The organism is Sulfurovum sp. (genome assembly GCF_041551015.1).
Lineage (GTDB): Bacteria > Campylobacterota > Campylobacteria > Campylobacterales > Sulfurovaceae > Sulfurovum.
The window spans coordinates 1-8252 of the sequence record NZ_JBFENQ010000079.1; the positions used below are offsets into that span (position 1 = coordinate 1).

General features: G+C 37.3%; 8 protein-coding genes and 1 riboswitch. Of the genes, 6 read left to right on the forward strand and 2 right to left on the reverse strand.

Annotated elements, in window-relative coordinates; translation table 11 throughout:
- The coding region (locus tag ABZC96_RS06330) for an MBL fold metallo-hydrolase (RefSeq protein WP_373029866.1) at positions 1 to 329 on the reverse strand (329 nt) is incomplete at its 3' end.
- Between the two features lie 14 nt (positions 330 to 343).
- Here ABZC96_RS06330 and ABZC96_RS06335 point away from each other — a divergent pair.
- From ABZC96_RS06335 to ABZC96_RS06360, 6 genes are all read left to right on the forward strand, one after another.
- Complete coding sequence (locus ABZC96_RS06335) at positions 344 to 1171, forward strand: ferritin-like domain-containing protein (RefSeq protein WP_373029867.1); 828 nt, start codon at positions 344 to 346, stop codon at positions 1169 to 1171.
- The gene (locus ABZC96_RS06340) at positions 1168 to 2079 is read left to right on the forward strand and encodes a tetraacyldisaccharide 4'-kinase (protein WP_373029868.1); all 912 of its coding nucleotides are present in this window, start codon (positions 1168 to 1170) and stop codon (positions 2077 to 2079) included. Before ABZC96_RS06335 ends, ABZC96_RS06340 begins: the two co-directional genes overlap by 4 nt.
- Positions 2076 to 2927 carry an acetylglutamate kinase gene (gene argB / locus ABZC96_RS06345; RefSeq protein ID WP_373029869.1) on the forward strand — a complete coding sequence of 284 codons (852 nt, stop codon included), beginning with the start codon at positions 2076 to 2078 and terminating at the stop codon, positions 2925 to 2927. The genes ABZC96_RS06340 and argB overlap by 4 nt, the downstream gene beginning before the upstream one ends.
- A 12-nt stretch (positions 2928 to 2939) precedes the next feature.
- Positions 2940 to 4121: a hypothetical protein gene (locus ABZC96_RS06350; RefSeq protein ID WP_373029870.1), complete on the forward strand. Its 1182-nt coding sequence runs from the start codon at positions 2940 to 2942 to the stop codon at positions 4119 to 4121.
- Positions 4122 to 4250: 129 nt separating this feature from the next.
- Positions 4251 to 4325: riboswitch (cyclic di-GMP riboswitch) on the forward strand.
- 254 nt (positions 4326 to 4579) lie between these two features.
- Positions 4580 to 6046, forward strand: coding sequence for a threonine synthase (gene thrC / locus ABZC96_RS06355; RefSeq protein WP_373029872.1), 1467 nt, complete (start codon positions 4580 to 4582; stop codon positions 6044 to 6046).
- 16 nt (positions 6047 to 6062) lie between these two features.
- Entirely contained in the window at positions 6063 to 7154 is a 1092-nt protein-coding gene (locus ABZC96_RS06360) for a LysM peptidoglycan-binding domain-containing protein (RefSeq protein ID WP_373029873.1), read from the forward strand.
- On the opposite strand, the gene ABZC96_RS06365 is transcribed toward ABZC96_RS06360, so the two are convergent.
- Positions 7155 to 8252 (reverse strand): ATP-binding cassette domain-containing protein (locus ABZC96_RS06365; protein ID WP_373029875.1); only part of this gene is annotated, 1098 nt, incomplete at its 5' end.

The following is an 8252-nucleotide window of genomic DNA, read 5'->3' on the forward strand; positions in this document are numbered from 1 at the left end:
ACACCTTCTATGTTTAGTTCTTCATCACCTACTATAATAAAGTCAGGTTCACTTGGAGGTGTACCCTGATTTAACGGATCATCTGTTAGCATAAAAACGTCACCTTTAGGACAATAGATAGGGAGCTTTAGTTTCTCTTGGACCTCTGCATTTGACCATACATGATCAAAGTGTCCATGAGTGTTGAGTATAGCAACAGGATTTGTAACATTGTCAAGGACCCATTGTGTCGCACCCATACCAGGGTCTATAATGAAGTCTTTTCCATCAACTGTAGCAATGTAACAGTTGGTTTGGTAAACTCCCATAGGTTGTATTTTGATTTGCATGATATAATTCTCCTATGAATATATTTAGTCTTTTAGAACGTGCTATTATCAGTGATGATATTCTTATGAAAGAAGAGTTGACCGCTCAGTGTTTGGAGTATTGTATCCAAAATGAAATAAGGTGTGATGATGATTTTACGCCTCTGTTATTTTCAAAACCTTCATATGCTTCTAAATGTCACATTGTAGATCCCAGAGAGTTACCCGCACGAAAAGACTTTGAAAGTAAAGAGGGTTTGGCTACATTGGTACATGCCATTGCCCATATAGAGTATTCTGCTATAGATTTGGCACTGGATGCAGTGTATCGTTACCCTGATATGCCCAGTGAGTACAAGATAGATTGGCTTGAAGTGGCCAGTGATGAGATACGTCACTTTAAAATGCTTCAGAGCATACTGACAGAACTTGGATATAAATATGGGGATTTTCCTGTGCATTGTGGACTTTTTGACGCAGCAAAACATACAGCGAAGAATATTCTGGATCGTATGGCGATCATCCCGCGTTATTATGAGGCATCAGGACTTGATGTCAGTCCTCAGATCATTAAAAAATTGGATAACAAACGTAAAAATCTTCAGGTGAAAAAACTTATTGATGCACTGCATATCATTTATGATGAAGAGATAGACCATGTGCATAAGGGTGATAAATGGTTTAAGTTTCTTTGTAAAGAAGAGGGACATAAAGAGGGTACAGAAGAACAAGTCTATTTTGAAATACTGGAACGTTATCAGTTACTCTCAAAACACCGTCCGCATGTAAATGTGGAAGCAAGAAAAGAGGCAGGTTTTTCTTGCTCTGAGATAAAAAAACTGGGTGCAAAGGAGTGTTCATGAGACTCTTTTTTGAAGAGATGTTCTTTGCACCTAAGTGGTATCATTACCCTCTGATATCACTTCTTTTTCCCTTTTCGCTCATTTATGGCATTATAATGTCTGTACGCAGGATGGTCACTTCTCAAAAAGATTTTGGTATACCTATCATTTCTGTAGGAAATCTGATTGCTGGGGGGAGTGGTAAAACGCCTTTTGTCATAGCACTTGCCAAACGACTCGAAGGAGTAGTTATCATCTCTCGTGGATATGGTCGTAAAAGTAAAGGTCTGATTGAGGTCAGTTCCAAGGGAGAGCTACTTGTCGATGTGACACAGAGTGGAGATGAACCTATGTTGATGGCACAGTCATTACCTGGGGCCAGTGTGATAGTCAGTGAAGATCGAGAACTTGCTATAGTTTTAGCCAAGGGAAAAGGTGCAAAGTGTATTATCTTGGATGATGGGTTTAACCGTGTTGAGATAGAAAAATTTGAAATTGTGCTTGAACCTGCACAGATCAAAAATTATTTGCCTTTTCCCGCAGGTGCATTCAGAGAATTTTGGTTTAATCAAAAGTATGCGGACATAGTGGCTAAGGAAGGAGAAGCATTTAATCGTCAAGTGGAGTTTGAAAACCTTACATCCAAAATGTTGTTGGTAACGGCCATTTCAAATCCAGGTAGACTTGACAGTTACCTTCCAGAAGGGGTAGTGAAAAAAGTTTATTTGGAAGACCATGCCTATTTTGAAGAAGAAACCTTGAAAATACATCTGTCGGAGAGCAAAGCTCAGAGTCTTCTTGTAACTGAGAAAGATGCAGTGAAAATGCAAGGTTTTAAGTTACCTATCTCGGAAATGAAGTTAAAATTAGAGATAAAAGAGACCATTTTCACTCAAGTAGATGAATATATAAAGGGATACCCACAATGAATAATAAGATCGATGTTGTAAAGACACTGCTTGATGCTTTACCGTTTATTAAAAAGTTTGCCAATGAAAAAATAGTGATCAAGTATGGAGGTTCTGCTCAAACAAGTGATGCACTTAAAGAGCAGTTTGCTCAGGATATTGTACTTCTGCATCTTGTAGGAATGAAACCGATCATCGTACATGGCGGTGGTAAAAGCATTACAGACTTGCTTGCTGATCTCGGTGTAGAAACGAAATTTGTTGATGGTCAGCGTGTGACCACCAGAGAAGTTATGCGTATTGCAGAAATGGTACTGAGCGGTGAGATCAATAAAGAGATCGTCTCTTTACTTGATAATCACGGGTCTAAAGCGATTGGAATTTCGGGGAAAGATGGTGGTTTCTTAAAGGGTATCCCTAAAGATTTTGAAAACTTTGGATATACAGGGATCATAGAACATATCAACCCGGAAATTGTAAATAATATCATAGATGATGGCGCGATACCTGTCATCGCTCCTATTGCAGGCAGCAGTACTATGGGACATCCTGGATTTAATATCAATGCTGACCTCGCTGCAAGTAAAATAGCTGTAGCTCTAAAAGCAAGAAAGGTACTTTTTTTGACAGATACACCAGGGGTATTGGATAAAAATATGGAACTTCTTACCACCTTAAGTATAGAAAAAACAGAAGCCCTAAAAGCAGACGGAACAATACAGGGTGGCATGGTACCTAAAGTGGATGCTTGTATAGAAGCATTACGTGGAGGAGTAAAAAAAGCACACATTATTGATGGTCGTGTGGAGCATTCATTACTTCTGGAAATTTTGACAAGTTCGGGTGTAGGAACTTGTATAGAACTATAAAAGGTGTTAACTATGTTAAAAAAATCATTTACTTTTTTCTTTTCAACCTTATTTATTTTCTCCGTGACAGAGGCAAAAGAGGCAGTTAAAAAAGATACATACCATGCAGTATGGGAAAAGACGTATGGTGGAGATGATGGAGATATTGCAAATGGTATCGTAGCACTTGAAAATGGTGAGAGTGCGCTAGTTGGTACATGTAAATCATTTGGAGCACAACGTACAGATATCTGTGTGGCACGTATAAATGCCAAGGGTGAGACATTATGGCGTATATTGCTTGGTGGTAAAAAAGAAGATGATGGTAAAGCTATAATTCGTGCACTTGACGGTAGCCTAATAGTACTTGGTAGTTCCAAATCCTTTGCTAAAAATTATGACAGAGATCTTTATGTTGCAAAAATATCTCTTGAGGGTAAAGTGATATGGGAACAAAGTCTTGGAGGTGATCGCGATGAGTTTGCAGGTGGTATAGCGAGAACAGATGACGGCGGTTTGCTTATTGCAGGTGACAGTAATTCATTTGGTAATGGATATAAAGATGTCTATATTGCTAAACTTGATCGAGATGGGAAAATGATCTCATCTCATGTGATCGGTGGAGAAAAAGAAGATAGTGCACAGGCACTGACACGTACAGCAGACGGCAATATGATGCTTGTAGGATACCGTGAACCTGTACGTTCGGGAGATACAGACTTTTTTGTGATGAAACTGGATCAAAATGGAAAGAAAATCTGGGCTAAAACCTATGGAGAAGACCAAGTAGACCGTTTAAATGCTGTGACAGCTACAGCTGATGGCGGTATTGTGGCGACAGGTTCAACTCGTTCTTATAAAAGTGCACAAACAGATATGTCAGTGATGAAATTAGACACAGACGGTAACATAGTATGGCATAAAATTTATGGGTTTAAATATTACGAATACGGAAATGCAGTGGCTAGTACAGTTGATGGAGCAGTGATGGTTGCCGGAGGTACAAATACTTTAGGGAAGGGTGATCACAGTGTCTATATGATCGCACTTGATAAATCAGGAAAACTTATCTGGTCTCATGTATATGGAGGCAGAGGTAAGGACACAATGAATGCAATTGCACGTATGGATGATGGAAGTATGATTGCAGCTGGTGGGAGTGACAGTCACAGTAGAGCAACAAAATTTTATATGTTAAAAATAGATACCCACTAGATTTAACCTTTGTAATGCATATAAAAGTCATAAAAAAGTCATAAAATTGTAAATTTTAAAATAATTTTAAAATTTTTAAGTTCTTTATATGCAATAACTATGCTATAATCCTTTCATACGGTTATACTGTATTGAAAAAGCCAAGTTCATCGCGAGGTGGGTACGGAAAGTCATGGGTCTCACGTAGATCGCCAGACTACCAATAGAGATATAAACTCATCTATCTTTTTAGAAAGTTTCATTTCTTCTATTACCTGAGTATTTTAGTGTTCTGTTTGCTTCTATAATTTGTATTAGTTGACATTCTTTTCCCTAAAAAACATTCTTCTCCTATAATTGTAGGGTAGATAGGCACTAGATACTTAAGTTTACTTCAAATCATATTCCTCCCTTAATTCTTATAACCCTTAGCTTATTTAGCTATAATTATCATTAATATAAACAGTAGGATAATATAGATGCAATTTATTGAGACACGGGGAAATGACGGACAGAAACCTTCATCTGTACCATTTTCAGAAGCGATACTCAGCCCAAGTGCTAGTTTTGGCGGGTTATATGTACCCAAAGAACTCCCAACTTTAGATAGAGAATTTTTAGAAGGACATCTCTCTAGCCATTATAAAACATTGGCATTAGACTTTTTAGAAAAATTTGGTATAGATATTGAAACAGAAATATTGGAAGAAGCGTTAAAAAGATATGATGCTTTTGACGATCCTTCCAATCCTGTGCCGCTTTCTCAAATAGAAGATGACTGCTTTGTTTCCGAACTTTATCATGGACCAACCAGAGCCTTTAAAGATATGGCACTGCAACCTTTTGGATATGTGTTAAGTAAACTGGCACAAAAAAGAGGTGAGCATTATCTTATCATGGCCGCGACAAGTGGAGATACCGGTCCTGCTACATTGGAAACATTTAAAAATCAAGAGGGTGTCCAAGTAGCTTGTCTTTACCCAGAAGGTGGAACATCAGATGTTCAAAGACTTCAAATGGTCACTGAAGATGCTTCAAACCTTAAAGTCATTGGTGTTGAAGGTAATTTTGATGATACTCAAAATACACTCAAAGACTTACTCGCCTCTGAAGACTTTAAAGCAGAATTGGAAGAGAGAAATATCAAACTTTCTGCAGCCAACTCTGTAAACTTTGGACGTATTATCTTTCAAATTATTTACCATATACATTCATACTTGGAGCTAGTACGGAAAGAGAACATTCAAATGGGTGAAAAGATCTATCTGGTTGTCCCTAGTGGTAATTTTGGTAATGCATTAGGTGCCTACTATGCAAAAAAAGCAGGACTTCCTATTGAAAAGATTCTTATCTCATCAAATATAAACAATATTTTGACAGATTGGATCACTAAGGGGACGTATGATCTTACGACACGTACACTTATACAAACTGAATCACCTGCTATGGATATCTTGAAAAGTTCAAATGTTGAGCGTATCATGTTCGACAAATTTGGTGCAGCACGTACCAAAGAACTTATGGAAGCATTGGCTAATGATGGCAAGTATCAGTTGACTGCAAATGAACTTGCATTGTTACGTGAAGATTTTGATGCTTCTTTCTCAGATGATGAAGAGTGTGAAGCTGTTGTAGGTGAATATGCAAAAAAAGGGTATATCATGGATCCACATACAGCAACATGTATGAGAGCCTACAAAACTTTAAGAGAAAAAAATCTCAAAACAGTGGTTTACTCAACTGCTGAATGGACAAAATTCAGTCCGTCTGTTTCAAAATCATTGGGTCATGAAGTAAAAAATGATGTAGAGGCATTAAAATGGGTGAGTGAAAATGCAGGTGTGACTGTGCCACCTATGATACATGGTCTATTTGATAAACCTATTATCCATTCGGTTGTAGTTGTAAAAGAAGCTATAAAAGGAGAGATGTTAAACTTTTTATAGTTTAGCGCATAACGTAATGTCCAGAAATCATTTTACACTTTATTTATTATCATTTTTATGTATAGAAACAGCCAGTGCAAAATCGATCATAGATTGCAGGGTTGTAACAGGTGGTAGAACAGAGTGTAATCCATATGGAGGTAAATTTCTTAAAGCCAAAGAAATTATGTTTGATTTAGATAGACAAAAACTAATCAGAGAAAAAACTTTTCCTGCTCCTGAAAAAACGAGTTTTGTAAAAGTAGTTTCAGTTGAGGACATGATAGAAAAATATGCAAAAGTTGAAGAGAGTGTCCGTTTTAAAGGAAGTACAAGAATACCTATAAAAAAGGTCACGAAAACAAAAGAGCCTGTCGCTAAATCAGTAATTGATGAAAAGACAGAGGTTTGTGAAGTTCCACGACTTATAAAAAGAGAACCGCTAGAGCAAACAGCACCTGAAAAACCTAAAATTATCTATGGAAAATACATTGTTGAAAGAGGAGATGCCCTTAGTAAAATTGCAAAGAAATTTGGCTTAAAAACAAAAGTACTTGCAAAACTTAATAGGCTTACAACTAAATCTACACTGCGTGTAGGTCAAAAATTAAAGCTTCCTTTTGAACAAAAGATGATTGATGCAGTCACTTCTGCTAAATATATAATTGAGGAAGGAGATACGCTTATTTCTATTGCTAAAAAGTTTAAGCTTGAACCTAATGCATTAATGAAGTTTAATGGTATTAAACGTAATGCAACCATACGCATAGATGAAATCATAAAACTCCCACTTCCTCATATCTTAGCACAGATAAAAACAAAGAAAGAGCTTCGTGTAACGGCGACTGCATATACTTCACATGCAGCTCAAACAGACAGTACACCTTTCTTGGCAGCATGGAATAACCGTCTGCGTCCTGGTATGCAGATAATAGCAGTTTCTAGAGATATGCTAACCAGATATGGAATGCGTAATGGAACAAAAGTACGTATAGGTGGTTTGCCTGGTTATTATACAGTACGCGATAAAATGAATAAACGCTATAAAAAACGTATCGATATCTATATGGGACTTGACAGAAGAAAAGCGTTGCGTTGGGGAAGACGTAATGTTGTTGTATACTGGTAACTACAGAGACTCAAAGATCTCCAAAACTTCCAGATACCTGTCACTTTTCTCTTCATAGGTACTTTCAAGTTTTGACAATTCATCACTAAGTACAGTGAGACCTTTTTCCTGATAACACTCCGGGTTTTGTAAACATGCATTAATAGCATCTATCCTTTTTTCCAGCTCTTCGATCTCATCAGGTAATGTATCATAATCTTTTTGCTCTTTATAGCTTAGTTTTGTCTGTTTCTTTTCACTTGCGGGTACCTCTTTTTTCACAGATGTTTTGATCTCTTTTTCCAGAGCATTAAGCTCTTTCATCTCTTTTTCTATTTCCAGATACTCTGTATAGGTCTGATAAGACTCTTCAACCACACCATTCCCTTTAAAGATAAAGAGTTTAGAGGCTATTTTGTCTATGAAGTAGCGGTCATGTGAGACAAAGAGTATGGCTCCTGGGAAGTTGATAAGTTTCTCTTCTAAGATATTAATGGTTTGAATATCTAGATCATTGGTAGGTTCATCTAAGATGAGGCAATCTACTTTTTTGGCTAAAAGAAGTGCAAGTGCCACACGGTTTTTCTCTCCACCTGAGAGCATACCAACCTTTTTATCTAAAAATTCTTTGGGGAAAAGAAAAGATTTAAGGTACCCATAGACGTGAAGATTCACACCTTGTACTTCTATATGGTCTCCCCCATCAGGACAAAAAGTTTCAATAAGCGTTTTGTTGTTGTCAAGCATTTCACGATGTTGGTCAAAATAACCTATGGAAAAGTCTCCTTGTTTGATGACACCACTCTGGGGTTTTATACGTCCAAGCATAAGCTTTAGAAGGGTAGATTTACCCGCACCATTGATACCTACGATGGCTATCTTGTCTTTTTGCAAGATACGTGTAGTGAGATTTTCGATGAGTTTTTTACCTGGGACAGAGTAGGACATGTTTTCCAGTTCAAAAAGCATCTTTTTTCTTGAGACACCTTCATCACGGTTAAAGTGTTTTTTCTCACGTTCAAGTTCTACCATCATCTTCCGAATAAGAGTAGGATTTTTCTTTGCTTCATCACGAAGTTCAAAGACACGTTTTTTACGTCCCTGATTACGTTTTTCTCT